The following is a 25,498-nucleotide window of genomic DNA, read 5'->3' on the forward strand; positions in this document are numbered from 1 at the left end:
CCGTCCTAGCGCGCACCCCGGTGGCCCGCAAGTTCGCTTGCTAAATCCGGCCGATTTTGGCCTATTAGCCGCCAGATATGCTTCGGAGTGACTGCAATGGTTCCTTTTTTCGTCCAGATCAAATGCAAGCTCGGCCAGTCCTACACGGTCGCCAACGCGCTTGCCGAAGCCGAGATCGCCTCCGAGATCTACTCCACGGCCGGCCATTACGATTTGCTGGTGAAGTTCTACGTCGACAAGGACACCGACATCGGCCACTTCATCAACGAGAAGGTGCAGGTGCTGCCGGGCATCCAGGACACCCTCACCATCATCACCTTCAAGGCGTTTGGCGCGAGCTAGGGTGTGCACTCACAGAGGGCCGGATGGGAAGTCCGCTTCCGAGACAGCGCAGCGGACCAATTGTGCTCAAAGTGAGTTCTTCGGATTTTGACCATCGCATGCATCATCCAGCGCTCGCCCCCCTCTCGCGCTGGCAAGGCCCAACTCGCTTCATCGATGACGGCCGCGTCGACATCGCGCCAATGTCCGTTCAAAAAACGGATAGTCTCCAAGTGGTTGGGGCCTTTGCTTCGTAGCCCACGCGCTTAGGTCCGCGGAGGAACAATTCGGCGGCCCGATCGCGTGCACTTATGCCGCGCGCAAAGTGTGAAATATTTCATTGAACATACAACCCTGGAATGCTCTTTTCGCACGGATCGTGAGCGCCGGGGGCCGGCAATGCCCAAAGGACCGCTTGTTTCGATAGCAGTGGCTGCCTGGGTGCTTTGCACAGGCGGCTTAGCCTGGGCGGTTCGCCCAGCAGCGATAGACCCCGCTGCCATCCTCCGTAACCAAGTCGACAAGATTGGACCGGGTTCAGTTGTCTTTAATCCTCCGACGGAAATGACGGTCGGCTATCACGAGCCAATAACCGTCCAGCCGCACCAACGTCATGGCGTGGCTCAAACTGAACAGATCGAGGTTGGCAGCTTCATGCGGGCTCGCCTATTCGGTGAAGGATTCACGGCAACAACGAGTAGCGGTGACGCGCAAGCCGAGCGGCTTTATGCTGAGCTTCCAGCGAAGTCGGGCGACCAGACCGGTGCACCGCGCGACAAAATGTATCTCTTCGTTTCGCGAGTTCTGGGCAGCACGGAGGAGGTCTGGCAGGCAATCTTCGCATCCGATCGCCTAACTTATCGGCCACCCCGTCTCGTCCTGTACACAAGCGCCACCTACGCAGCCTGCGGATTAGCCGAGAAAATCATGGGACCATTCTATTGTCCTGATGATCAGAAAGTCTACCTCGACCTTTCGTTCTTCCAAGAGATGCAGACTGAACTTCACGCCTGCGATTCGAGCGGTGCCGACTGTCAACTTCCTCAGGCCTATGTGATAGCCCACGAAATCGGACACCACGTTCAGAACTTGCTGGGAATTATGCCAAAAGTGCGCGAGCTTCAAGGGAGCTTGGAAACGGAGGCGGAGAGAAACCGGTTACAAGTTCTTCTCGAGTTGCAGGCCGATTGTCTCGCCGGCATTTGGGCGCGTAAAATTAAAGAGAAAGCGAAGATCAACGCGAGCGACATAGCAGCGGCAATTCGAACGACAGAAGCACTGGGCAATGACACCCTGCAGAAAAGTGCCTTGGGGTACGTAGTGCCTGACTCGTTCACTCATGGCAGCGCCGCGCAGCGCCATCATTGGTTCGATGTCGGTTACGCAACTGGATTGGTGAAGAGCTGCAACACCTTTGCTGGAGCGCGGCAATGAGGCCCGACCTTCCCAACTCTCAACAGCCGAAGTCCGACGACGACTGCATACTACCGAGCGGGGCCGCCAGGGAGCCCCACTGGACGAAGAGAAACTCCGCGACGAACGCCTGCTCGGTCCCTTGCATTTTCATTTTGAGGGGAGTGCCGTGCCCCAGCATTGGTTAAAATACTTGGCTGTTTGGTCAATTGCCTTCGCAACGAGCTTCGGGAGCAGCTACGCGCAACCGATCGTCGCCGAGCGAGACGTCCTTCAGATCTGCGAAGCGTTTTCGCGGAAGGCCCCAGAGCGAATGCCGGCAATTGTTCAGCCGGAAGCTGCCAAAAATTTCGTTGGGAGATACGCTCGCTTTTCGGACCGGCTACGAGGCTGCCTATCGGCATCGGAGCGCGAGCGCGAACCAAATAGCGTGACTTTTTTGATTCAGAACACACAGTACGAGAGTTACTGGAAGTTCCTCACTGATCCCAACTCAATTCAACGGATTTCTATCGAGAGGTTTAGGCCCATCACGCTGGCAGATGATGAGCCATGGCGCGCGCCTTTTGATGTGATAGTAGCCCCGATCAAGCCGACGATTAAACCCGGCGGCACTAAAATAGACCCGGATATCCAAGGCGGTGCAATTCAGAAAGGGAATCAAAGTACAGCGAGTGGGGCTAACGATACGGACAAATCCTTAGAAAACGCAGCGCAAGACTCCAAAATCGACACACGTATCGTTGAGTTTTTCTATGCAACGAACCGCAAACAGTCGGACACTCCCCCCGATGTCGAAGGCCATCCCCAGCCCGCATTCACAAGCGATGGACCTCCTGTCTACAGCTTAAACGGCTGGACTGCTGTCAGCGGCTACACAGGCGAGCGCAACCCTGATCTGAGTGTCGGGATCGTTCGCGTCCGGGTGCCTGAAGGACACCACATCGGAAACATAGAATTGCCCTCGAGCCTTAAGCTCTTCGGATTTAAGTTGAGAAGAGACACACTTGACCCAACGAAGCATTTTACTATTCGCAGCATCGAGAAAACAGACGAAGCGAAATGGATAAAAACGCTAGCGTCAACGAAGAAGAGAAAGGCTCTCGTGTTTGTCCATGGCTTCAATACCAAATTCCGCGACGCCGTCTTCCGGGCAGCGCAGATAACTTGGGATCTTCAGTTCAGAGGCACCACAATCTTATTCTCATGGCCGTCTCGCGGGGATATCGCGGACTATCTCTATGACAAAGAAAGCGCGTTGGCTTCGCGCACGGCCTTTCTTCGCGTGATCGACGATCTTTACAAAGCCGGATATGACAACATCGATGTGATAGCTCACAGTATGGGGAACTTGATCGCAGTTGAGGCCCTATCAAATAGCGCCGCGACACGATCACCCACGGCTATCGCGCAGTTGATTATGGTCGCCCCCGATGTGGACCGAGACATGTTTGTTCAAGACATCTCCGGCGTTGCAAAGGTCACTAAGGGGCTTACACTTTACGCATCCAAGAACGACAAGGCCTTGCAGCTATCGAAGCGTATTGCCGGAGGTATCCCGCGCGCAGGAGATGTACCTGATGCCGGGCCAGTTGTTTTGCCTGGACTTTGGACGATTGATGTCAGTCTAATTGGAGATGAACTGTTCGGACTAAATCATAACACGTTCGCCACAACACGAAATGTGCTTAACGATCTTGCGATACTACTTATGGAAGGCAAGCCTCCACCGCGGCTAGTTGAAATCCGGGGCTTCCCTGAGCCTCCCCAAAAAGCCGCATACTTCCGCTACATACCCTAGACTAGCTGCCTTCCTTGCGTTTCGGCCGCGGCGGCCCGTCCACCGGCGGCAGCGATTTGATGTAATCCGCCATCGCCGCGAGATCCTCGTCCGGCAATTGCGAGGTGTTCTTGATCACACGCGTCATCGCGCTGCCGACACTGTCGCCGTCGGGCAATTCGCCGGTCTTGAGGAAATAGGCAATATCCTTCGCGCTCCACTCGCCGAGACGCTTCTGTGTGATGTTGGGCACCCAGCCCTCGCCTTCCGGATTGGGGCCGCCGGCAAAGCGTTCTCCGGAGATAATGCCGCCAAGCGCATTGCGCGGGCTGTGGCATTCGGCGCAATGGCCGAAACTGTTGACGAGATAGGCGCCGCGATTCCATTGCGGCGACTTCGTGCCGTCGGCGACGAAGGGCTTTCCGTCCATAAACAAGAATTTCCAGATCCCGATGTTACGCCGGATGTCGAACGGAAAGCGCACGTCGTGGTCACGCACCTTGCCTGCAACGGGCGGCAACGTTTTCAGATAGGCGAAGAGGTCGAGCACGTCCTCGCGCCTGGCGTGCTGATAGGACGTGTAGGGAAAGGCCGGGAAATAATGCTGTCCGTCCGGCGAGACCCCATGCATGACCGCGTTGACGAAATCGGCGTCGGTCCATTTGCCGATGCCGTAGGTCGGATCGGAGGAGATGTTCGGCGCGTAGAACGTTCCGAACGGCGACTTGATCGCGACGCCGCCGCCGAGCCTGGTGCGATCGGGCTGGTCGGGGACGGCATGGCAGGACGTGCATCCGCCGGCGTTGAACATCACCTCGCCATTGGCGAGATTGGGGACATGGGTAGGCGCTGCGGCGGCACCGGCCGCCACCACCGGCGCGCTGAGCCACCAATAGACGCCCACAGCAGCGACCGCGGCAAGCAGCGCCACGACAATTGTTCGTTGCAACATGCAGATCCATTCATTGCTTGCCGCGAACTTATGACCGATGTCCACGCGGCTCCAGCCACGAAGAATTTAGCCCGCCCCGGCCGGATACGGGAATAAACTGAAACGGCCAATGTTGGAAGGTTGGCAGGCCAACGAGGTCTCAGGGAGAATGTCATGAACAAGACCGTCATCGCCATGGTCGCGCTGGGCGCCGCAGCTTTTGCAGCCCCCGCCGGCGCCGAAAAGCTGAAAGCAACGCTCGACGGCAAGTCCGAGGTGCCAGCAACCACCACCAGCGGCACCGGAACCGCCGATCTGGACTATGATGCCGCCAGCAAGAAGCTGTCCTGGAAGGTCACCTATTCCGGTCTGTCCGGCCCGGCAACAGCCGCCCACTTCCACGGGCCGGCCGAGGCCGGCAAGAACGCCGGCGTCGCGGTCGCGATCCCGAATGCGACCTCCAGCCCGGTCGAGGGCTCGGCGACGCTGACCGATGCGCAGGCCGCTGACCTGCTCGCCGGCAAGCTCTACGTCAACATCCACACCGCGGCCAATCCGGGCGGCGAGATCCGCGGCCAGGTGACGAAGTAACCTCAAGGCTGCTTCGTACGCGAAGGCCGGGCGCCGGAGGGAGCGTCCGGCCTTTTCGATTCCGCACGCCGCGAGGCGGCCGCGCACGCTCATTCCGGCATGCCGGCAACCCGGAGCGCTTGCGTCAGCTTTTCGACATCTTCCCGTCGGCGGTATCGCCGTGTGTAGGCATCGATACGCTTATTGGGACATAGTTGCATCGCACGGTCGCAAATCCGCCGGGCTTCCCCAACCCGGTCTGACGCCGCATGGCATGCCGCCAGAATGAATTGCGCAGGCGGAAAGATCGGTATCAGCCTGATGGCGGCTGCCGCGCAAGCCAAGGCGTCATCATGACGGTCAGCAAGAAAATGAGCGTAAGCCAAGCCCGTCTGGGCATTGGCGCCCCCATGCGGATGAAGCGGGTTCAAACGCAATGCGGTGTTGAACTGCTCGATTGCGGCGTCACCACGACCAAGCCAGAGTTGGCTCCAACCGTTCCAATGTCGTGCGATGACGAGGTTTGGGTCCAGCTTTATCGCGCGCACGAGAAGAGCATCGCCTTCCTCGACCTCGCCTGCCACCTGGGAGAGCGCGTGTCCGGCCATCGCAAGCACCGACGGATCGTTCGGGTCAAGCTCGACCGCCCGCCTCGCCAGCCGCGCGGCTTCACTGTGTTCATGGGCTTCATCAGTGATCCAGTCGAAAACATTCCTCAGGACATAGCAACGGGCGCCGAGCGCGTATGCACGCGCGAATTCGGGATCGATCTCGCGGGCAGTTTTTGCGAGCTCGATAGCCTCGATGCTTGCTTCCTCGGTGAATTTGAAGAAGGAGGCAAATGCCCGAAGATAATAGTCGTAAGCCTGAAGGTTGTCGGTCGGCTGGCGTTGGGCGCGCTCGATTTCGGCGCGCTCCAGTCGCGGGGAGATTGCGCCGATGACGCTGCTCGTCAGCCGATCCTGCAGGTCGAAAAGATCTTCGATCTCACTGTCAAACCGGTCCGTCCAGAGATTCAGGCCGGTCGTCGCGTCGATCAACTGACCGGCAATTCGGACTCGATTGCCGGCCTTGCGCACACTGCCTTCGAGCACGTAGCGAACGCCCAACTCCTGACCGATCTGTTTGACGTCGATCGCCCTGCCCTTGTAGGCCAGAGTCGAATGTCGCGCGATGACGAAAAGAGACTTCGAACGCGACAGTCCCGAAATGATGTCCTCGACCATACCGTCGGCAAAATAGTCCTGCTCCGGATCCGGGCACAGGTTGGCGAATGGAAGGACCGCGATCGAGGGTTTGTCGGGGAGCGAGAGCGCAGGTTTCGGCGTCTCGGCTCCGCCGTCGGCGGCCGCTGCGCCCTCGGCGGCAAGCGTTTCCCGGACCTGACCCACGAAGCGGAAGCCCCTGCGTGGCAGTGTTCTTATCAGCCGCTGCTCTTCGCCAGAATCCCCGATCGCGCATCGCGCACTGTTGAGGCGGGTCGTCAGCGCGGCATCGGACACGCAGCGCCCCTGCCAAATGGCATCGATGAGTTCATCCTTGCCTACGACGCGCTCCCTGTTGCGGATCAGGTAATCGAGGAGATCGAACACCAGTGGCGTAACTGAGATCCGATCCGCTCCGCGATGCAGCTCTCGCCGACCGGCGTCGAATGCATACTCCTCAAAGAGATAGCGCACGGTGCGAATCCCTTGGGTGAGCCCTCCGGGGCGACCGGGGTGGGCTTTTTGGCCCGCTGGACGTCGCAAGAATAAGCTGCCGGTAGGAAAAATGTAAGCTGTCGGTCAAGCACGCGCGTCGGTCTTCGGGCACCTTCTCGGGGTGAAAAACACCCTCCGAAGGCACTGCAATGACCCTGATCCAAGGTACAATGTGGCCGGAACGGGCGTCCATATCGTCCCGGCATGTCCGCGGCCTGATCTGGAAGTACTGGGATGTCTTTCAGGCACGTCGCGATCGCCAGAGAGTGCGCGGCACGTTGTCCGGCTTGAGTGACCGGGAGTTGACGGACATCGGCACGACGCGCGGCGAGATCGACTACGTTGCCTCCAGCCGCGATATCGACCCGCGAGACATCGTGAGCCATTCGCGCGGAGCGTAAGTCCGGAGCCATTCGGCCTGCCAGGGGACACCAGCCTGACCAACGGCTTGGCACCTTGGCTCGCGCGAGCGGCGGCATGGCCGACCTCATTGCGTTGCTTGGGGACGCTTCGGCAATGTCGGGGCTACGCCTTCAAGCCGCGTTCAGCGCCTGTGTGAGGTCCGCGATCAGGTCCGACGGGTTTTCGATGCCGATCGACAGCCGGATCGTGGAATCAAGCACACCGATTTTGCGGCGGATGTCGGCGGGAACGCCGGAATGGGTCATGGTTGCAGGCAGGCTCGCAAGCGACTCCGTTCCGCCAAGACTCACCGCCAGCTTGAGGATTTGCAGCGCGTTGAGGAATTTCACCGCCGCGTCCTTGCCGCCGACGATGTCGAACGAGAAGGTGGAGCCCGCCCCCAGGCACTGCCGCGCGAACACCATTCCGGCCGGCGAAGCCTTCTCGAGATGGCCGAGATAGTGGACCTTGGCCACCTTGGGGTGATCGCGCAAATAGTCCGCCACGAGGCGCGCGTTGCTGTCGGCCTTTTCCATGCGCAGGCTCAGCGTCTCGAGCGAGCGGTTGATCATCCAGCAGGAATGCGGATCGAGCTGGGTGCCGATCGCGCCCCGGAGCGCCTTGATGCCCTTCACGATCGCCTTCGCGCCGAGCGCGGCACCCGCGATCAGGTCCGAATGACCGCCGACATATTTCGTAAGCGAGTACAGGGAAATGTCCGCACCATGCTCGATCGGCCGCTGAAACACCGGACCGAGCAGCGTATTGTCGCAGGCGATGATCGGAATGTGTCCCTGGGTCTTGCCGATGGCTTCGGCGACACGGCGCATCATCGCGACGTCGACCAGCCCGTTGGTCGGGTTGGCCGGAGTTTCGATCAGAATCATCGAGACCCGGCCCTTGCGCATGGCCTCCTCCGAGGCCTGGCTGACCGCCGCTTCATCAACGCCATCGGCGAAGCCGACGGCGCCGATCGACAGGCGCGCAAGCGTGTTCGTCAGCAGGGTTTCCGTCCCGCCATAGAGCGGCTGGGAGTGCAGGATGACATCGCCGGGGCGGACGAACGCCAGGATCGTGGTTGCAATCGCCGCCATGCCGGATGAGAACAGCGCGCAGCTCTCGGTGCGCTCGTAGATCGCGAGCCTGTCCTCGACGATTTCGCTGTTGGGGTGATTGAAGCGCGAATAGACCAGCCCCGCGCCCATCCCTTCCGGCGGCTCGCGCCGGCCGGCGACGAAATCGAAGAAGTCCTGCCCGTCGTCGGCCGTCTTGAACACGAAGGTGGACGTCAGGAACACCGGCGGCTTGATGGCGCCTTCCGACAATTGCGGATCATAGCCATAGGTCAGCATCAGCGTTTCAGGATGCAGCATATGGTTGCCGATGTGCGTCTTCGACGGGAACGGTTTGACCATGGCCTGCCTCGCTGTTTTGATTCAGATTCTCGCCGCGAATTGGAACTCTGCGATCGAAGCACACGACTCGGATGCGCCTGCATCCAACAACTCTCGTCAACGTCGCAGCGGCTGCGGTTGAAGATAAGCTCATACGTGGCGCCCCGACAGCGATCCGCCAGGCCTCGCAAACAAATTTTGCCTTTGGTGTGGTTCGACGAATCGATGCCTCGGTAACCGAGGCACCTCAACGCAATGGTCCAAGCCTCCCCCGCTGCTGCCCTACCTTTGACGGGCCGCCCGCAAACATCCCCGATTCCGTCCATCCATTTTCGTGTTGCCGCCACAAACTGCACTCACGAAGGCGTGACCGCGTATGAGGAGAAAAAAGTGCGCGCAATGAGACCATGGAAAGTCGTGGGGGCCAAACATCACCACTCAAGTGTCGAGCAACTTCAGCTCGATCTGGCGGCGATCAACCGGTGCATACACGTGCTGGAAAAGGCGGACGTCGATCCTCAGGACATTGAGGTACTGACCGTTCATGCGCTGACGCTCGCCGAACAGATCGATGAGGTGCGCTGGTTGAACCCAGCGGAGGCTTTGGGGTGGTTACTCGAAAAAGAGACTCGCAAGCCTGCCGCTCGAAAAGCATCGGGAGCCGGCTGAGCAATACGCTCGCCTTCGATCCGCCCAGATGCGCGTCCGACCGAAAAGGCGTACGAGTCAACCGAGGCGCCCGCGCACAACGCAAAAAGGGCGGATGCCGTGCGCATCCGCCCTCACTTTTTGCCGACTCCGCGTCAGCTGTTCTTCACACGAAAGGTCTCGTGGCAGCCGCCGCATTCCTTGCCGACCGCGGGAAAAGTCGCCTTGAGCGAATCGAGGTCCTTGATCTTGCCCTTGGCCTCGCCGACGACCTTGGCGAAGCTTGCGATCTTGGCGTCGAAGCCGGCCTTGTCCTCCCAGATCTTCGGCGAGGCGCTGTAGTCGCCCTCGGGCTTCTGGCCCTTTGCGCTCGCCGGGAACAGGTTTGGCAGCTTCTTGGCCGTATCCGCGAACTGCGCCAGCGCGCTGTCCACCGTGGCCTGGTCGTAAGGCTTCTCGCCCTTGACGATCGCCGCAACCGCGCCGGCGTTCTTGCCGTTGCCCTTCATGAGGGTCTGGACCTCCTTGACGGAGTCCTGCTGCGCCCAAACCGCGCCCATGCCGAGCAGCAGCGCGCCCCCAACAACCAACACTCGCTTCATTCGCAAAATCCCTTTCCCTGAGACAGGATCGTGCTGACCCCACATTGGGCCAACACCGATTGGCAGAGTTCATTCCATCCAAAGCGCGGCGATAGATCGTCGCACTATGGATTATTTGGTCGAGCTCGAGATTAAAGGCTGTGACGGCGGTGGTGCTCGTTGACGGCGATCCACACCCGCTCCGGGGTGGCCGGCATGTCGATGTGGTCGATCTTGTATTCGCGCCAGAGCCCGTCGACGATGGCGTTGACGACGGCCGGACAGGAGCCGATCGCGCCGGCCTCGCCCGCCCCCTTCACGCCCAGCGGATTGGTCGTGCAGGGAACGTTGCTGGTCTCGAATACGAAGTCCGGACCATCAGCCGCGCGCGGCAGCGCGTAGTCCATGAAGGTCGCGGTGATCAGTTGCCCGTCAGTGGCGCCGTAGACCACCTGCTCCATCAGCGCCTGGCCGATACCCTGCATGGCGCCGCCATGCACCTGGCCCGCCAAAAGCAGCGGATTGAGCGTCTTGCCGAAATCGTCGACGATCACGTAGTTGACGATCTTGATGATGCCGGTGGCCGGATCGATCTCGACTTCCGCCAGATGCGTGCCGTTCGGATAGGTGCCGTCGGCGCTGGCAAAGGTCGCGCTGCCGTTAAGCTTCGATGGATCGGCGCTCCCGCGCTTGGCGAGATCGGCGAACGACATCGAACGGTCGGTGCCGGCGATCCGCACGACGCCTTCGGAGAGCTCGAGGTCGCCGGCACTGGCTTCCAGCGCCTGCGCCGCGATCTCCTTCAGCTTCTGCCCGAGCTCGCGCGTGGCGCGCTCGACGCTGACGCCGCCTGACGGGATCGAGGCCGAGCCGCCGGTGCCGAGCCCCGTGGCGATCTCGTCGGTGTCGCCCTGGCGCACGTGCACGCGCTCCGGGGGCAGGCCAAACTGCTCGGCGACGATCTGCGCATAAGCCGTCTGGTGGCCCTGCCCGCTCGACTGTGTGCCGATCAGAACGGTGACGTCGCCGTTGGGATCGAGCCGCACATTGGCGGTCTCCTCGCCCATCACGCCGCAGATCTCGACATAGCTCGCAAGGCCGATGCCGCGGATCAGGCCATTCTTCTTGGCCGCCTTGGCGCGCTTGGGAAATTCCTTCCACTCGCCGATCTCCATCGCGCGCTTGAGATGCGCGGCGAAGTCGCCGGAATCATAGACCTTGCCCGTTGCGGTCTTGTACGGCAGCGCCTTCGGCGGAATGAAATTCTTGCGCCGGATGGCGTCCGGCGTCATGTCGAGTTTTCGCGCACAGGCGTCCACCAGACGCTCGATCACATAGGCCGCCTCGGGACGGCCCGCGCCGCGATAGGCATCGACCGGCACGCTGTTGGTGAAGATGGTGCGCACCCGGCAGTGGAAGGCCTGGATGTCATAGAGGCCCGGCAGCATGCCGGCGCCGCCATGCGGAATGTAGGGGCCGAAGGTCGACAGATACGCGCCCATGTCGCCCATCAGGTCGCAATCCATCGCGAGGAATTTGCCGTCCTCGGCCAGCGCCATCTTGGCGGTGGTGACGTTGTCGCGACCCTGCGCGTCGCCCATGAAGTGCTCGGTGCGGTCGGCCGCCCATTTCACTGCTTTCTTGAGCTGCCGCGCGGCGACGGCCATCAAGGCGTATTCGCGGTACGGAAACAGCTTGGTGCCGAAACCGCCGCCGACGTCCGGGCAGATCACCCGCATCTTCTCGGTCGGGATGTTGAGCACGTTCTGGCACAGGATGTCGCGCAGGCGATGGCTGCCCTGGCTGCCGACAGTCAGCGTCAGATGATCGCGCTTGGCGTCGTATTCGCAGACCGCCGCGCGCGCCTCCATGAAGCTCGCGACGACGCGCGGATTGACGATGTTGATTTCGGCGACCGCATGTGCCTTCGCAAAGGCAGCCTCGGTCGCAGCCTTGTCGCCGATCGAGACGTCGAACAGCACGTTGCCGGCCTTGTCCGGCCAGACCTGCGGGGCGCCCTTCTTGACGGCGTTGACGACGCCGGTCACCGCCGGCAGCGGGCTCCATTTGACCTCGATCGCCTCGATCGCGTCGCGGGCCTGGTCGATGGTCTCGGCGACCACGAAGGCGATGGAATCGCCGACATGGCGCACCTCGTCCTTGGCGAGGATCGGGTAAGGCGGGCCGGTGAACGGATCGGTCTCGAGATTGAACAGGCAGGGCAGATTGCCGAGATCCTTGACATCATCGGCGGTCAGGATCAGCGCAACGCCCGGCAGCGTGCGAGCCCGGCTCGCATCGATGGTGTATTTGGCATGCGCGTGCGGCGAGCGCAGCATCAGGCAGCGAAGCGCGGCCTGCGGCGCATAATCGTCGGTATATCGGCCCTTGCCGCGGATGAGCGCGTCATCCTCCTTGCGCAGCACGCTTTGGCCAACGCCGAACTTGATGGGAGCCGCCATTTTCTTATCCCGTCCTCATGGTTGTTTTGCGGGCATATTGCCGTGGAAAAAGTGGCAAGGCAAACGGCTTTAGGCGGGCACAGGCCGCGAAGACTCGCCCGGCGCCTCGCCTGTCAGAGCGGGATGCGACGAAAACGCCGCAGCCCGGTCATTTCCCTGTGAGGAACGGTCCGGTTGATGGCACGATAGTTGCCGAACGCTTCCCGCGGTGCACTCCTAAGAAGTAGTCGTGCTGACTGCCGCTTGTTCGCAAAGCGTATCGCCGCTTCCGACGGTTGATCACCTATATCACGCCCCGCCTCCAAAGATCCGTGGCGCGATCTCTCAGCGTATCGATAGCGCGTTCAGGCGTGATGTAGTCGATCTCGCTACGCGTCAAGCCGATATCCATCAGCTCCCTGTCACTCAGGTCCTGCAATGCGACCTGCGGGCGCTGCCGCCGCTCCTGAAACGCACGCCAGTATCGCTTGATCAGTCTCAAGACGATGGAGAGGTCGAGCCGAAGCCTCGCGGCATCGCGCTCAATCTCGGATGAGCTGTCCGTCTGTTGGGGTGGCATCGGATGCTCCTGCTGTTGTGCCGGCAGGGAGCGTGGCCAAACAAAAGGCCCCGTCCGATGCCGGCGGGGCCTGGTGGAAAAGATGTCGTCGTCGAATTCCTAGCGCGCGACTCCTTCCACGGCCCAGCCGAAGCGGGTCATGTGGTTGCGGTTGAAATGGCGCGACGATTTGATCATGCGGCGCCAATACCACGGCAATCGTGCAAAATCAAGGGATGTGCGGAGGTCGGTTGCACCTTGGAGGCGAGTCCCTCGCTCCGACGAATTCGCTCATTCGACGCGACGGTTCATGTCCCCTACGCGAGGGGCATTCCAAAGCGGACGTTTACGACCGCTCCGAGAGGGCGGCCATTGCCCCCTGGGACATTCTCAACAGCCGGCCGACCTGGACGAGCCGGCCGGCTGCGCGCATCAACGGACGTGCGTCGCTCAGGGACGAACGCGGATAATCGTATTTCCCTTACGTCGCTCGGTCGAATTTAAGGCGGCGACGGCATCGTCGAGGGTCGAGACGTTGCCGATGTTAGTCCGCAGTCGTCCGTCCCGCACCCGCTGGACGATCTCACTCAGTTGGGCACGATCAGCCTCGACGACGAAGTCGATCGCCAGCCCGTTGGAAGGCTGCGCCTCCGCCGGCCCGACGATGGACACCAGTGTTCCCCCCGCTCGAATGAGTCCTGTGGACCGCTTCTGGATCTCACCACCGATGACATCGAACACCAGATCGACTTCGCCGATGTCCTCCAGTGCGTCGTTGTCGAGGTCGACGAACTCCTTCGCGCCGAGGTCGAGCACTGTCTGACGATCGGCGGCACGTCCGGAGCCGATGACATAAGCTCCGGCCGCTCGTGCGAGTTGCGTCACCATAGACCCGACTGCGCCTGCCGCCCCGTGTGCCAGCACGCTCTGCCCCGCCTGGAGGCGACCGTGCTGGAACAGCCCTTGCCACGCGGTGAGGCCCGAGATCGGCAGGCTCGCGCCCACGGTAAAGTCGACGTCGCCCGGCAGCGGCGCAAGGTTGCGCGCCTCGATTGCCACGTACTCGGCCAGCGTGCCGTCGCGATACCAGTCCGCGAGGCCGAACACCCGTTGTCCCACCGACAGCCCCGTCGTTCCATATCCAAGTGCAGAGACCACTCCGGCCAGCTCGTGCCCAGGGATCGATGGCGTTCGGTCGCGATCAAGGCGATCGGCCCAGCTCGAGGGCCACGCAAGCTCAGTCGGGATGAATCTCGACGCATGAACCTGGACGACGACATCGTTTATCGCCGCCTGCGGCTCGGGCCGGCGCACCAGCTTCATACCGGCCGTTCCCGCGGCTTGCTCCGTTACAACGATCGCCTTCATGAGATTTTCTCCTTGGTCATTGTCTCTTCGGTGGAAATGTGAGGGAGCGCGCACGCGCCGGCTTTCCACAAAATGCCAGGCAGTGTGGAACTCCTGTCTCCGTGTCGGCGATTGAGTTGTCTGCACCGATCGGAACTCCCGCCAAGCCCGATGGATCGGGCTCGCTCCGATCCACGGTCGTAGCGAGTAGATGCGTTGCGCCTGGCTATAAAAAAGTACCAAGATTGACGATTCTGGCTGTACCAACCGATGCCATGATGTCGGCCTTGAGACTGTGAGCCGACTAGAATCGCAAAACTGGGCTTGGCAAGTCGCTGCCGACACCAACCGACTGGACTTATTCAGTCACCGGGGCATTGCGCGAGAACGTCGCAATCATAAGTTCGGGATCAATCAAAACGTAGCAAGCGGCGACGGTGTCGCCGCCTGCTCTTTCAAGGCTGGATCAAGGTGCGAGATGTGCCTTGATCTCCGCCGACATCTGCCGAATCGCGGCCTGGGGCTCGGGGTCGCTCTGGATGCCGTTCAGCAGGACGAAGTCGTGGATCATCCCGTTGTAGCGGGTCGCGATCACGGACACTCCGGCCTCCTTGAGCTTGCGCGCGTAAGCCTCGCCTTCGTCGCGCAGCGGATCGTTCTCTGCGGTGATGACAAGAGCCGGGGGAAGCCCCTTCAATTGCTGCAGGCTGGCGCGCAGCGGCGAGACGTAGGGGTTGTTGCGCGTCGCTGCGTCCGGCGCGTACAGATCCCAGCCGTATTTCATGAAGGCGCGGGCGAGAAATCGTCCCGTGCCATATTCGTGGTAGGATGCGGTGTCGACGCTGGCGTCGGTCGCCGGGATCATCATGACCTGATAGCTGATCTTGGGTCCGCTGCGGTCTTTGGCCATCAGCGACAATGCCGCGGTCATGTTGCCGCCAACCGAATTGCCGGCCACTGCGATCCGGCTACCGTCCGCGCCGAACTCTTCGGCGTGGCTCGCCACCCATTTCAGCACCGCATAGGACTGGTCGAGCTGCGTGGGGAAGCGCGCCTTCGGCAGGGACGTGTACTCAACGAAAACACCGATCTGGCCGGAGCCGACCACCAGGTCGCGCAACAGACGCTGATGGTTCTGGAAATTGCCGACGATCCAGACACCGCCGTGAATGAACAGCAGTACGCCGGGCTTTCCGGTCACGTGCTCGGGCTTCATGATGTAGATTTTCACGGACTGACCATCCTGGGTGATGGTCTGCTCGGTCGTGTTCACCCCCGACATGTCGACTGGCGTCTTGTTCTGAAGCTCCGTCAGGATGTCCTGCGGCTTGGGCTGGGGCAGCTCCCAGAACGGGCTCGGATCCTTGTTGATCTCGCGCAGGAAGGCGCGAACCTGGGGATCGATCCGGGGGTCGGTCCCGGCGTCCGGGGCCGCATCGGCGGCTTGGGTCATGAGGATTGCTCCGAGGCTGAGGATTGCGAGTGAAGAGAACAGTTTCATGGTCAACTTTTGCTTGGGGGTAGACGCACTCGCACAGCTAGCCCGCGCGGAGGGGCTGCCGCTTCTGTCAAATGACCAGTCCGATGACGGGACGGCGATCAGTCCGCGGGGCGGCTGATGCTTGCGAGAACGGGGCGTAGCCCGGACCGCGAGGTAATTCCGGCCTTCGAAAAGATCCGGTGCAGGTGGTACCCGACGGTTCTGTGGGACAGATACAGTCTGGCGCCGATCTCCTTGTTCGAGAGACCTTCGGCGGCGAGTTGCGCGATGTGAAGCTCCTGCGGGGTCAGCGTGTCCCACACCTGTTCGGTTCGCCGGCGGCTGGTTTCGCCCGACGCGCGCAGTTCCTCGCGGGCCCGATCGCTCCAGGGCGAAGCGCCGAGCGCATCGAACATGTCGCGTGCCTCGCGCAACGGAGCCCTCGCATTGGCGGATCTGCGCTGGCGGCGCAGCCATCCGCCATAGGCCAGGAGAAAACGGGCTCGCAGGAACGGCCATTTCTTCGCGGCCGGCCCAGGACCTTGCAGTCCAAGACCTTGCAGGAAGAACGGCTCGGCGTCTTCCGGCGCAGCGAGGAACGCCTTGCCATATTGCAGCATCGTCCCGACCCACGGCACCGGCGTCGGAGCCGAGGCGCGCTCGATCTCATCAAGCACGCGGCTCGCCTCGTCCGCATTGCCGGTCGACACGGCGGCCTCCACGAAATCCGCGAGGCCAAAGAACTGAAGGCCGAAATTGAAAGCGGGATCGGCCGGCGTGAACAGGCGTCGCAGATGCTCAAAGGCCTCCCAATGACGGCCCGCGCCGATTGCGGATACGCCTCGTGCGATCTGCAACATGGCCAGCAGGAAACTGGCGCCGATGGACAGGGCCTGGGCTTCCGCCTGCGCCGCATACGCTTCGGATTGCTCCAGATTGCCTTGCATTCCTGCGAGCCTGGCTTTCAGGATCGTGGCTGCGGCAATCCACGGAAGCCCGCCGGTCTCTTCGGCAAGCCGGGCGGATTCCTCGGCCTCCCTCATGGCGCCCCGCCAGTCACCGACTTCCATTTCCGCCCACCCTTGGGCGAAAAGCACCCGGGCGAGATCGCTGAGCCGTCCCTGCATGCGCAGCACGGCACTGGACTCGGCGAGAAAGTTCACGCCGATGTCGAAGGTCCCGATGACATTGGCGGTGCTGCCGAGGATGCTCGCAACGGTGGGATCGCCGTGCGCCGTTCCCGCGAGCCCCTGAAGCTTGAGGTACAAGTCCGCCCCCCGCCGCAGCGGCTCGACGTAAGCGGATATCGCGATCAGGCGGGGGTCCCCGTCAGGCAATTCCAGCCGCGCAGCCGCATCGTGAACCCTTGTGCAGAGTTCATCGCTTGCGCTGCTCCACCAGCAGCGTTGCGCGGCTCGCCAAAGAAGATTGGCGGCCAGATCGATCGCGCCGGCGGCGTGGGCTTTCGCGGCGAACCCGATCAATGCGAGAATCTTTGCGGGGTCGTTGACCGCCGGGGGCTGGCTGATCTCACGGCACCAGGCGATCCGGACCAGCGCCAACTGGTTCGTCTCGTCGATGTCGGCCTGCCGCAGCAGGCGCTCCATGAGTTCCGGCTGCCCCAGATCGGCGGCGAGTTCGGCCGCTCGCAACAGCCGGTCGCCTCTCGCCTTCGCCGTGCTGCTCAGCCGTGCCGCGCTTTCCAGAACCTCGATCGCCATCGCCACGGCGCCGCGCCGCAACGCGCGCGCCGCCATCAGGTCGTATTCGCCGGCGAGCTCGTCGTCAGGTCCGATCGTTGCTGCGGCACGATGCCACAATTGGCGGTCGAGCTGATCGTGAATCACGGCAGCAAGCGCGGCGTGGATCCTTTGGCGGGTCGCCGGGTCGGCGGCCTGGTGCATGGCGGAGCGAACGAGCGGATGCCGAAACCTCACCTCCGTCCCGTTGATCTCGATGAGCTTCGCGGCGACCGCGGGCGCGATGGCAGCGATACCCACGCGCTCGCCCAACACGGCTTCGGCGGCGGAAAGGATTTCGTGGAGCGATGTCCCGTCGTTCTCCGCCGTCACGAACAACAGCAATTGCGCGATGTGCGGGAGGTCGGACAAGCGACTGGAGAAGGCGCGCTCGAGCCGGTCGGTCAGCGGAAGCCACGGCGCATCTCCAGCGGCTCGTTCTCCGCGGGGCAGCTCCGCAAGGGCCAGCGGATTGCCCGAGGCCTCCCGAAGGAAGCGGCTGCGCAGCTCCGCCGGAAGGCCCGGCGCGTTGGCGTCCAGCAAGCGCTCGGCGTCGGCTTGATCGAGCCCTGAAAGGCGCAGCCTCTGGGTGGAGGCGTCGCCAAGCGAACTCTTGAAGTCGTCGCGCATGGCGACCACGAGAACGATCGGGTCCGAGCTCAGTCTGCGCGAGACGAAGGCCAGCACCTCAAATGTCGCCTGATCCAGCCATTGGGCATCGTCGGCAACAAGCAGCAGAGGCTCGCGCGTCGCCCTTTCGCTCAGAAGAGACAGCGTCGCGAGCGCAACCAGGAAGATATCGGGCGGCCCCGCGTCGTCATGCATGCCAAAAGCGGCCAGCAAGGCCGATCGCTGGCGAGGGACAAGGCCCTCGGCCCCTTTCATCAGCGGACGCAAGGCCTGTTCAAGTGCTGCAAACGGCAAATGGACTTCGGCGAGGACGCCGGTCATGCTCAAGACGGAGAAGCCGCGTTCACTGGCTCTGTGCCTGGCAACATCGAGGAGCGCAGATTTTCCGATGCCGGGCTCACCGCTGATAACAAGCGTGGATCCACCTTGGTCGATCCGTTCGATCAGGTGATCGATCAGCGCAATGTCCTGCGCGCGACCCTGCAAACTGGGGGACGCAAGGGTAGCACCAACCCGCCCTTTCCGCGGCGAGGTCGCCTTTTTCGCCCGTCTGGTCATCGCATAACCGTTGGTGAGACCGCACCCTTTCGAACTCGACCGAGGTTAAACGTTACCATGTACCGGGAACCAGAGGAGAGCCATATACGTGATGGCTGCTTCCGGCGTGTCTCGCCTGCTGCAGCAGGCTTTGGCCCGTCGGATTGATACAGGCCTAGCCACGCACCAGCGAGACCAACCAGCTGCGGCCGAACAGGATGAGGATCGCGAGCGCGTAGACGATGGTGCCTCCGACGGCCAGCAGCACCAGCATCAGCTCATCGCGGAAGTGCATCGAGCCCAGCATAGAACCGCTGAAGCGCGCGATCAGCCAGAACGTGGCGGCGAGGATCAGTCCGGTCAGCAGGAATTTGGCGAGCGACATCAGCCACGCGCGGTCCAGCACGAGAAAGCCTCGCCGCACGGCGAAGAACAGCACCAGCAGCAGATTGGTCCAGACACCGACGGCTGTTGCCAGCGCCAAACCGATCTGGGCGAGCGAACCCATCAAGGCCACCTTCAGGGCGACATTGACCGCGATGCCGGTCAGCGAGGCGCGCACTGGCGTGGCGGTGTCCTTGCGGGCATAGAAGGTCGCGACTGCGCTGCGGATCAGCACGAAGGGGATCAGGCCGATGGCATAGGCCGCGAGCGTGGCGCCGGCGGCGGCGGCATCGGCCTTCGAGAACGCGCCACGGGCGAACAGCGCACGCATGATCGCGTCGGGCACAGTGATGAAGGCCGCCACGAACGGGATCGAGAACAGCAGCGTGAAATCGAAGGCGCGGCGCTGCGCCTTCATCGCACCGTCATGATCGTTGGCGGTGATCCGCCGCGACATCTCCGGCAGCAGAACCGTGCCGATCGCGATGCCGATCACGCCGATCGGTAGCTGGTTGAGGCGGTCGGCATAATAGAGCGCCGACAGCGCGCCTGCGGGCAGGAAGGTCGCGATGATGGTGTCGGCGAACAGCGCGACCTGCGTGCCCATCGATCCCAGCGTCGCCGGCCCAAGCGCCTTGAAGAAGCTGCGGACGTCCTCGTCGAGCTTGAGCGGCGCAAAGCGCGGCAGGCCGCCATGGCGCGCGAGATCGCCCGCGAGCAGGAAATATTGCAGGAAGCCGGAAATCAGGACGCCCCAGGCGGCGGCGTGGCCCGCGCTGGGAAACCAGGCGGCCAGCGCCAGCGTCATCATCATGGAGATGTTGAGGAAGATCGATGCCGCCGCAGCGCTGGCAAAGCGCTGCATCACGTTGAGCATGCCGCCATAGAGCGTCACCAGCGTGATCAGCAGCAGATAGGGAAAGGTGATCCGGGTCAGCTCGATCGCGAGCTTGCGCTGCTCGGCATCCTCGGAAAAGCCCGGCGCCAGAATGCTCATGGCCTGCGGCATGAACAGCCAGGCGACGATCAGCAGCACCACCTGCGAGGCCAGCAGCAGCGTGAAGATGCGGTCGGCGAACAATTTTGCCGCCCCCTCCCCGCGCTCGCCATGGACATGCGCATAGGCGGGCACCCAGGCGGCGTTGAAGGCGCCCTCGGCGAAGATCGCGCGGAAATGATTGGGCAGCCGCAGCGCCACGAAAAAGGCGTCGGCCACGGGGCCGGCGCCCAGGATCGCCGCGAGCATGATGTCGCGGGCAAATCCCGTCAGCCGCGAGAGCAGCGTGTAACCACCAACCGTGAAGATGCGTCCGAGCATGCGTCTGTTTTAGAGACTTATCAGCCCAACGATAAGGCTTTGAAGTTTGACGTGATCAAAAAAGACGGGCGCTCGGCTTGCGATGTGCATTGCTGTGCCCTCTCCCCTTGTGGGAGAGGGCCACGCCGCAGGTAGATACAAACTCAATCGGGTGAGGGGTCTCTCTCCCAGCTTTCCGTGCGGAGAGAGACCCCTCACCCGTCTCGCCGCTATCGCGATAGCCGATGCGAAGCATCGGCGTCGTTAAGAACGGCGGCCGAAGGCCGCCTATGCCACCCTCTCCCACAGGGGGAGAGGGAAAGGAGGGCAAAACAGCGAAATCAGCCCGCGATCGCGCCGCGGACTGCGGCGATGATTCGCTCCTGGTCGGCTTCCGTCAGGTAGGCGTGCATCGGCAGGCTGATGACGTCCTGCGACAGGTTCTCGCAGCCCGGCAGGCCGCCGTCGGCGACCGGATACTGCTTGTAGGCGGTCTGCTGGTGCATCGACTTGCCGTAATAGATCGCGGTCGGCACGCCCTGGGCCTTCAGCGCGGCGGCGAAGCCGTCGCGGTCGGTGCCCTCAGGGAGACGGATGGTGTACTGCGCCCAGACCGAGGTGTTGCCCGGTGCCAGACGCGGCACAGTGACAACGTTGGACAGGCCACGCGCGTAACGCTCCGCAACCTTGTTGCGGGCGGCGATCTCGTCGTCAAAAATCTTCAGCTTCTCGATCAGGATCGCGGCCTGCATGGTGTCGAGCCGGCCGGTCAGGCCGAGGCGGACGTTGTCGTATTTGTCCACGCCCTGCCCGTGCACGCGGATGCTGCGCAGTGTCGCTGCGAGTTCGTCGTCATCGGTGAAGATCGCGCCGCCGTCGCCGAAGCAGCCGAGCGGTTTGGCCGGGAAGAAGCTGGTCGCGGTGGCGAGCCCGAAGGTGCCGAGCTTGCGGCCCTTGTAGCTCGCACCAAAACCCTGTGCGGCGTCGTCGAGCACGAACAGGCCTTCGGCCCTGGCGATCTCGGCGATGGCATCGTGGTCGGCGGGCTGCCCGAACAAATCGACCGGAATCACCGCGACCGGCTTCAGGCCGGCCTTGCGGGCGGTCGCGATGCCGCGCTTCAGCGACTCCGGGCTCATGTTGAAGGTGGCTTCATCGACATCGACGTAGACAGGCGTCGCGCCGGTGCGCGCCACCGGCGACGCGGTTGCGATGAAGGTGAAGGACGGGCACAGCACGGCATCGCCGGGGCCGACATTCTTCGCCATCATGACCATCAGGATCGCATCGGTGCCGCTGGCGCAGCCGATCACGTGCTTGGCGCCGCTATAGGCCGCAAGCTGCTTCTCGAGCTCGGCGACTTCAGGACCATTGACGAACTGGCAATGGTCGAGGACGCGCTTGACGGCGGCATCGAGCGAGGCGCCGAGCCGGCGGCGCTGCGAGGCGACGTCGACGAAGGGAATGGGTTCGGAACGCAGATGCTGGTTCATGGCGCCTTGCGGGTTTTGAGCGGTCGACATGGAGAAGAGATCAGCCCGCGACGCGGCGCGGACCCTTGCGGGCGGACGACGTGGCTGCGGGCCGGGACGGTGTTTCCAGGCACTGCGTGGCGATCTCGAGACTGGCGACGCCCTCGTCGCCGGTGACCGCCGGCGTCTCGCCGTTGCGGACGGCCTTCAGGAACGCGATCAACTCGGCGCGGAGCGGCTCGTCGTGGCCGACCGGCAGATGCCGCATCGAATAGCTGCCGTCCGGCTTGAAGCCGAAGCACTCGGTGACCTGGCGCGTCAACAGATCGCCCATCACGTATTTGCCGCGGGTCGCGACCGTGACGCTGCGCGCCTTGAACGGCGTCAGCCAGTTGGTGTTGATGTGCGCGAGCACGCCGTTGGCGGTGCGGAACTGCAGGAGCGCGATGTCCTCGCGCTCGGCGACCGCGCTCGACAATTGCGGCTGCACCTCGACGATGTCGGATTCGGTGAACCAGCGGATCAAATCGATGTCGTGCACGGCAAGGTCGATGACGACGCCGACATTGGACATGCGCGGCGGGAACGGGCCGACGCGGGTGATCGCGATGGAGAGAATATCCTCGCCCGCGATCGCCTGCTTGACGGCGGCGACCGCCGGATTGAAGCGCTCGACATGGCCGATCATCAGCGTGACGCCGGCCTTTTGCGCGGCGGCGACGATCTCGCGGCCTTCCGCGACCGTTGAGGCGATCGGCTTCTCCACGAGAACGTGGACGTTCCTGGCGATGCAGGCCAGCGCGACCTCGTGATGCAGATGGGTCGGCGCGGCGATGGTGACGGCGTCGACGCCTTCGGCGAGGAGCTGGTCGAGCGTCTCGAAACCCTGGCAGCTGGCAAGCTCGGCGGTGCGGGTCAGATGCGCTGGCGACGGATCGACCACACCGACGAGGCTGACGCCTGGAAGACCCGCGAGCACGCGCGCATGGTTGCTGCCCATCACGCCCGCGCCGACGACGCCAACGCGCAAGCCGGCCTTTGCCGGTGCAAACCCTTTGGAACTCATCTGAGTAAACCCCGATTCAACGCAAATCCCCGGGCCGCTTCTAGCACGGGCGCCACATTTGTGGCGAATGTCAGCCGAATTGACCGGACACGATTTGATTCAAAAAGTTACACGTTCCCCGGGCCTTAGCGCCAAAAGCTTGCGCCTTCCGGCCCGGGTCGCGTGATTCGGAGCTTGCTGGTTACGACCTTTGATAGTCGTCTTCAATCCGGATGATGTCGTCTTCCCCGAGATAGCTTCCGGTCTGGACCTCGATGAGTTCCAGCATGATCTTGCCGGGGTTCTCCATCCGGTGCACCGCGCCCATCGGGATGTAGATGGACTCGTTCTCGTGCACGGTCTTGACGGTCTCGTTGACGGTCACCCGGGCGGCGCCGCGGACAACGATCCAGTGCTCGGCGCGATGATGGTGCTTCTGCAGCGACAGCCGCCCGCCCGGCTTGACGACGATGCGCTTGACCTGGTGGCGCTCGCCGTTGTCGACGGACTGGTAGCTGCCCCAGGGCCGGTGCACCTTGAGATGCTCCTCGGTGACCTTCGGTGCGACCGCCTTCAGCTTGGTCACGAGGCGCTTCAGGCCGTTGGCATCCTTCTGGCGCGAGACCAGCACCGCATCCGCGGTGGCGACCACGACGAGATCGTCGACGCCTTCAAGCGCGACCAGCGCTGCATCTGTGGTGACGTTGCAGTTGCGCGAGTCTTCGAACACCGCGCTGCCGTGCGAAGCATTGCCTTGCGCGTCCTTCTCCGACAATTCCCACACCGCGTGCCAGGAGCCGACGTCGGACCAGCCGCAGGACACCGGCACGACCGCTGCGCGCGAGGTCTTCTCCATCACCGCATAGTCGATCGAGATCGCCTTCGCCGCGCCGAACGCCTCGGGCTCCAGCGTCACGAAGCCGAGATCGCGGCCGGCATTGCTCACCGCAGTGGAGATCGCCTCAACGCTCGCCGCGTCGACCCTGCGGTATTCGTCGAGCAGGACCGTGGCCGGAAACATGAAGTTGCCGCTGTTCCAGAGATAGCCCGAACTGACGTAGTCGGCCGCCTTCACGGCATCAGGCTTTTCGACGAAGCGCGCGACGGCGTGCACCTCGCCGGAGATCACCTCGCCCGGGCTGATATAGCCGTATTCGGTCGCCGGCCGCTCCGGCTTGACGCCGAAGGTGACGATGCGCCCGGCGCTCGCGGCGGTGAGGCCTTCACGGCACGCCGCGACGAAGGCCGCATTGTCCTGCACCACGTGGTCGGCGGCGAGCGCGAGCACGATCGCGTCACTGGCGCGGTTCTGCGCGAACACCGCGCCCGCGGCGATCGCGGGGCCGGAATCGCGCCGCATCGGCTCGAGGATCACGTCGGCCTCGATGCCGATCTCGGCGAGCTGCTCCAGCACCATGAAGCGATAGGACGCATTGGTGATGACGATCGGACGATCGAACAGCGAGGCATCCGACACGCGCAGCAGCGTGTCCTGGAAGGTCGAGCGCGTGCCGAACAGCGGCAGGAACTGTTTTGGGCGCACCTCGCGCGAAGCCGGCCACAGCCGCGTGCCGGCACCGCCGCACATGATCAGGGGGATAATGCGTTTGTCCATCGTCATTTCAAACCTTGAAGTAGTCCCGATACCAGGTGACAAAATTACGGACCCCGAGCGCGATCGGCGTTGACGGTGCAAAGCCGGTGTCGCGCGTCAGATCCTCGACATCCGCGAACGTTTCCAAGACGTCTCCCGGCTGCATCGGCAGCAATTCTTTGATTGCGGTCCGACCCAGCTCCTGCTCCAGAAGCCCGACGACATGCATCAGCTCTTCCGGATGGTGGTTGCCGACATTGTAGACCTTAGACGGCGCATTTGCGGCAGCCGGGTCATCCGCGGGCACCCGATCGATCAGCTTGGATACTACACGGGTGACGTCGTCAATATAGGTGAAGTCGCGACGCATTTTGCCATGGTTAAAGAGCCGGATCGGACGCTCAGCCATGATGGCGTTCACGAACAGAAACAGGGCCATGTCGGGCCGTCCCCACGGGCCGTAGATGGTGAAGAAGCGCAGGCCCGTGACCGGCAGCCGGTAGAGATGGCTGTAGGACTGCGCCATCAATTCGTTCGCCTTCTTGGTCGCAGCATAGAAGCTCACGGGATGGTCGGTGCGGTCCTGCACGGCAAATGGCAGTTTAGTGTTGGCGCCATAAACGGAGGATGACGAGGCGTAGACGAGATGACGACAAGAGTTGTTGCGGCAGCCCTCCAGCACGTTGAGAAAGCCCTGGAGATTGGAATCGGCGTAAGTGTGCGGATGGTCGATCGAGTAGCGCACGCCGGCCTGGGCCGCGAGATGCACGACTTTGTCAAATCGATGTCGCGCAAACAGCGCCGCGATGGTCTCGCGGTCGGCAAGATCGGCCTCGACGAAGGTAAAGCGGGAATCGTTCCGAAGCAGCGCCAGGCGCGCCTGTTTCAGCGCCGGATCGTAATAGCTGTTGAGATTGTCGAGCCCGACCACGGGCCGGCCCTCGGCCAGAAGCTGCCGGGCGACGTGAAAGCCGATGAACCCGGCGGCTCCCGTGACCAAAATCGCCTGATCCGTCATCCTGTTCCCAAGCGATCTGTTGCCACGCGGTCCCCAAGCCGGCCCCGCGGCGCCTCTTTAGCCGCGGTATCGAGGCCGTCGCAATAGCCCCGCCGGCTATTCATCACCGCTCCGGATAAGCGCTATTGCAAGATCGGCGCCAAGACCATACCAAAGCGGCCGAATTCGACGCCTCGCGTCGGGTTGCCTCAAATCTTCGCAAACCCTGTTCATGC

Annotated in this window: 20 protein-coding genes; 6 read left to right on the forward strand and 14 right to left on the reverse strand. The window is 62.7% G+C overall.

Annotation, left to right across the window (positions count from 1 at the left end; all coding sequences use genetic code 11):
- The first annotated feature begins 96 nt into the window (after nucleotides 1–96).
- The 3 genes from AB7535_RS22335 to AB7535_RS22345 all read left to right on the forward strand — a co-directional run bounded on the left by AB7535_RS22335 (nucleotide 97) and on the right by AB7535_RS22345 (nucleotide 3,535).
- Nucleotides 97–342 (forward strand): Lrp/AsnC ligand binding domain-containing protein, encoded by a 246-nt coding sequence (locus tag AB7535_RS22335; RefSeq protein WP_014493934.1) that lies wholly within the window; start codon nucleotides 97–99, stop codon nucleotides 340–342.
- 378 nt (nucleotides 343–720) lie between these two features.
- On the forward strand, nucleotides 721–1,755 hold the full coding sequence (gene ypfJ, locus AB7535_RS22340) for a KPN_02809 family neutral zinc metallopeptidase (protein WP_439036845.1): 1,035 nt from the start codon (nucleotides 721–723) through the stop codon (nucleotides 1,753–1,755).
- Nucleotides 1,756–1,903: 148 nt separating this feature from the next.
- On the forward strand, nucleotides 1,904–3,535 hold the full coding sequence (locus AB7535_RS22345; RefSeq protein ID WP_439036846.1) for an alpha/beta hydrolase: 1,632 nt from the start codon (nucleotides 1,904–1,906) through the stop codon (nucleotides 3,533–3,535).
- Nucleotide 3,536: 1 nt separating this feature from the next.
- On the opposite strand, the gene AB7535_RS22350 is transcribed toward AB7535_RS22345, so the two are convergent.
- A complete protein-coding gene (locus AB7535_RS22350) occupies nucleotides 3,537–4,466 on the reverse strand; it encodes a c-type cytochrome (RefSeq protein ID WP_063986235.1) in 930 nt (309 codons plus the stop codon).
- A gap of 153 nt (nucleotides 4,467–4,619) precedes the next feature.
- On the opposite strand from AB7535_RS22350, the gene AB7535_RS22355 reads away from it, so the two are divergent.
- On the forward strand, nucleotides 4,620–5,036 hold the full coding sequence (locus tag AB7535_RS22355) for a CHRD domain-containing protein (protein WP_014493929.1): 417 nt from the start codon (nucleotides 4,620–4,622) through the stop codon (nucleotides 5,034–5,036).
- 89 nt (nucleotides 5,037–5,125) lie between these two features.
- Here the strand turns inward: AB7535_RS22355 and AB7535_RS22360 are convergent, their stop codons facing one another.
- On the reverse strand, nucleotides 5,126–6,694 hold the full coding sequence (locus AB7535_RS22360; RefSeq protein ID WP_354130482.1) for a winged helix-turn-helix domain-containing tetratricopeptide repeat protein: 1,569 nt from the start codon (nucleotides 6,692–6,694) through the stop codon (nucleotides 5,126–5,128).
- Nucleotides 6,695–6,864: 170 nt separating this feature from the next.
- Here AB7535_RS22360 and AB7535_RS22365 point away from each other — a divergent pair, with 170 nt between their 5' ends.
- The gene (locus AB7535_RS22365; RefSeq protein ID WP_439036847.1) at nucleotides 6,865–7,116 is read left to right on the forward strand and encodes a DUF1127 domain-containing protein; all 252 of its coding nucleotides are present in this window, start codon (nucleotides 6,865–6,867) and stop codon (nucleotides 7,114–7,116) included.
- 132 nt (nucleotides 7,117–7,248) lie between these two features.
- Here the strand turns inward: AB7535_RS22365 and AB7535_RS22370 are convergent, their stop codons facing one another.
- Nucleotides 7,249–8,532 (reverse strand): cystathionine gamma-synthase family protein, encoded by a 1,284-nt coding sequence (locus tag AB7535_RS22370; RefSeq protein WP_063982215.1) that lies wholly within the window; start codon nucleotides 8,530–8,532, stop codon nucleotides 7,249–7,251.
- Nucleotides 8,533–8,766: 234 nt separating this feature from the next.
- On the opposite strand from AB7535_RS22370, the gene AB7535_RS22375 reads away from it, so the two are divergent.
- Nucleotides 8,767–9,180, forward strand: coding sequence for a hypothetical protein (locus AB7535_RS22375; RefSeq protein ID WP_439036848.1), 414 nt, complete (start codon nucleotides 8,767–8,769; stop codon nucleotides 9,178–9,180).
- Between the two features lie 134 nt (nucleotides 9,181–9,314).
- Here AB7535_RS22375 and AB7535_RS22380 read toward each other — a convergent pair whose 3' ends face one another.
- From AB7535_RS22380 to AB7535_RS22430, 11 genes are all read right to left on the reverse strand, one after another.
- Entirely contained in the window at nucleotides 9,315–9,761 is a 447-nt protein-coding gene (locus tag AB7535_RS22380; RefSeq protein ID WP_028153044.1) for a c-type cytochrome, read from the reverse strand.
- 131 nt (nucleotides 9,762–9,892) lie between these two features.
- A complete protein-coding gene (locus AB7535_RS22385; RefSeq protein ID WP_439036849.1) occupies nucleotides 9,893–12,202 on the reverse strand; it encodes a xanthine dehydrogenase family protein molybdopterin-binding subunit in 2,310 nt (769 codons plus the stop codon).
- A 283-nt stretch (nucleotides 12,203–12,485) separates the two neighbouring features.
- Nucleotides 12,486–12,761 (reverse strand): DUF1127 domain-containing protein, encoded by a 276-nt coding sequence (locus AB7535_RS22390; RefSeq protein WP_439036850.1) that lies wholly within the window; start codon nucleotides 12,759–12,761, stop codon nucleotides 12,486–12,488.
- A 429-nt stretch (nucleotides 12,762–13,190) separates the two neighbouring features.
- Nucleotides 13,191–14,108: an NADP-dependent oxidoreductase gene (locus AB7535_RS22395; protein ID WP_166099452.1), complete on the reverse strand. Its 918-nt coding sequence runs from the start codon at nucleotides 14,106–14,108 to the stop codon at nucleotides 13,191–13,193.
- A gap of 445 nt (nucleotides 14,109–14,553) precedes the next feature.
- Entirely contained in the window at nucleotides 14,554–15,540 is a 987-nt protein-coding gene (locus tag AB7535_RS22400) for an alpha/beta hydrolase (protein WP_225048932.1), read from the reverse strand.
- A gap of 146 nt (nucleotides 15,541–15,686) precedes the next feature.
- Complete coding sequence (locus AB7535_RS22405) at nucleotides 15,687–18,494, reverse strand: helix-turn-helix transcriptional regulator (RefSeq protein WP_439036851.1); 2,808 nt, start codon at nucleotides 18,492–18,494, stop codon at nucleotides 15,687–15,689.
- Between the two features lie 154 nt (nucleotides 18,495–18,648).
- On the reverse strand, nucleotides 18,649–20,175 hold the full coding sequence (gene murJ / locus AB7535_RS22410) for a murein biosynthesis integral membrane protein MurJ (protein WP_439036852.1): 1,527 nt from the start codon (nucleotides 20,173–20,175) through the stop codon (nucleotides 18,649–18,651).
- Nucleotides 20,176–20,495: 320 nt separating this feature from the next.
- The gene (locus AB7535_RS22415; RefSeq protein WP_439037356.1) at nucleotides 20,496–21,647 is read right to left on the reverse strand and encodes a DegT/DnrJ/EryC1/StrS family aminotransferase; all 1,152 of its coding nucleotides are present in this window, start codon (nucleotides 21,645–21,647) and stop codon (nucleotides 20,496–20,498) included.
- Nucleotides 21,648–21,687: 40 nt separating this feature from the next.
- Nucleotides 21,688–22,692: a Gfo/Idh/MocA family protein gene (locus AB7535_RS22420; protein WP_354112736.1), complete on the reverse strand. Its 1,005-nt coding sequence runs from the start codon at nucleotides 22,690–22,692 to the stop codon at nucleotides 21,688–21,690.
- A 181-nt stretch (nucleotides 22,693–22,873) separates the two neighbouring features.
- Nucleotides 22,874–24,286: a mannose-1-phosphate guanylyltransferase/mannose-6-phosphate isomerase gene (locus AB7535_RS22425; protein ID WP_439036853.1), complete on the reverse strand. Its 1,413-nt coding sequence runs from the start codon at nucleotides 24,284–24,286 to the stop codon at nucleotides 22,874–22,876.
- A 7-nt stretch (nucleotides 24,287–24,293) separates the two neighbouring features.
- Nucleotides 24,294–25,283, reverse strand: coding sequence for an SDR family NAD(P)-dependent oxidoreductase (locus AB7535_RS22430; RefSeq protein WP_439036854.1), 990 nt, complete (start codon nucleotides 25,281–25,283; stop codon nucleotides 24,294–24,296).
- Nucleotides 25,284–25,498 lie beyond the last annotated feature (215 nt).

It is taken from the genome of Bradyrhizobium sp. 956_D2_N1_4 (assembly GCF_052076025.1).
Lineage (GTDB): Bacteria > Pseudomonadota > Alphaproteobacteria > Rhizobiales > Xanthobacteraceae > Bradyrhizobium > Bradyrhizobium barranii.

Coding starts and splice junctions, on each gene's coding strand:
- AB7535_RS22400 (WP_225048932.1), bottom strand. CDS start 15,540: ATGACCCAAGCCGCCGATGCGGCCCCGGACGCCGGGACCGACCCCCGG.
- AB7535_RS22395 (WP_166099452.1), bottom strand. CDS start 14,108: ATGAAGGCGATCGTTGTAACGGAGCAAGCCGCGGGAACGGCCGGTATG.
- AB7535_RS22425 (WP_439036853.1), bottom strand. CDS start 24,286: ATGGACAAACGCATTATCCCCCTGATCATGTGCGGCGGTGCCGGCACG.
- AB7535_RS22385 (WP_439036849.1), bottom strand. CDS start 12,202: ATGGCGGCTCCCATCAAGTTCGGCGTTGGCCAAAGCGTGCTGCGCAAG.
- AB7535_RS22420 (WP_354112736.1), bottom strand. CDS start 22,692: ATGAGTTCCAAAGGGTTTGCACCGGCAAAGGCCGGCTTGCGCGTTGGC.
- AB7535_RS22430 (WP_439036854.1), bottom strand. CDS start 25,283: ATGACGGATCAGGCGATTTTGGTCACGGGAGCCGCCGGGTTCATCGGC.
- AB7535_RS22350 (WP_063986235.1), bottom strand. CDS start 4,466: ATGTTGCAACGAACAATTGTCGTGGCGCTGCTTGCCGCGGTCGCTGCT.
- AB7535_RS22380 (WP_028153044.1), bottom strand. CDS start 9,761: ATGAAGCGAGTGTTGGTTGTTGGGGGCGCGCTGCTGCTCGGCATGGGC.
- AB7535_RS22405 (WP_439036851.1), bottom strand. CDS start 18,494: ATGACCAGACGGGCGAAAAAGGCGACCTCGCCGCGGAAAGGGCGGGTT.
- ypfJ (WP_439036845.1), top strand. CDS start 721: ATGCCCAAAGGACCGCTTGTTTCGATAGCAGTGGCTGCCTGGGTGCTT.
- AB7535_RS22415 (WP_439037356.1), bottom strand. CDS start 21,647: ATGAACCAGCATCTGCGTTCCGAACCCATTCCCTTCGTCGACGTCGCC.
- AB7535_RS22390 (WP_439036850.1), bottom strand. CDS start 12,761: ATGCCACCCCAACAGACGGACAGCTCATCCGAGATTGAGCGCGATGCC.
- AB7535_RS22370 (WP_063982215.1), bottom strand. CDS start 8,532: ATGGTCAAACCGTTCCCGTCGAAGACGCACATCGGCAACCATATGCTG.
- murJ (WP_439036852.1), bottom strand. CDS start 20,175: ATGCTCGGACGCATCTTCACGGTTGGTGGTTACACGCTGCTCTCGCGG.
- AB7535_RS22355 (WP_014493929.1), top strand. CDS start 4,620: ATGAACAAGACCGTCATCGCCATGGTCGCGCTGGGCGCCGCAGCTTTT.
- AB7535_RS22335 (WP_014493934.1), top strand. CDS start 97: ATGGTTCCTTTTTTCGTCCAGATCAAATGCAAGCTCGGCCAGTCCTAC.
- AB7535_RS22375 (WP_439036848.1), top strand. CDS start 8,767: ATGGTCCAAGCCTCCCCCGCTGCTGCCCTACCTTTGACGGGCCGCCCG.
- AB7535_RS22365 (WP_439036847.1), top strand. CDS start 6,865: ATGACCCTGATCCAAGGTACAATGTGGCCGGAACGGGCGTCCATATCG.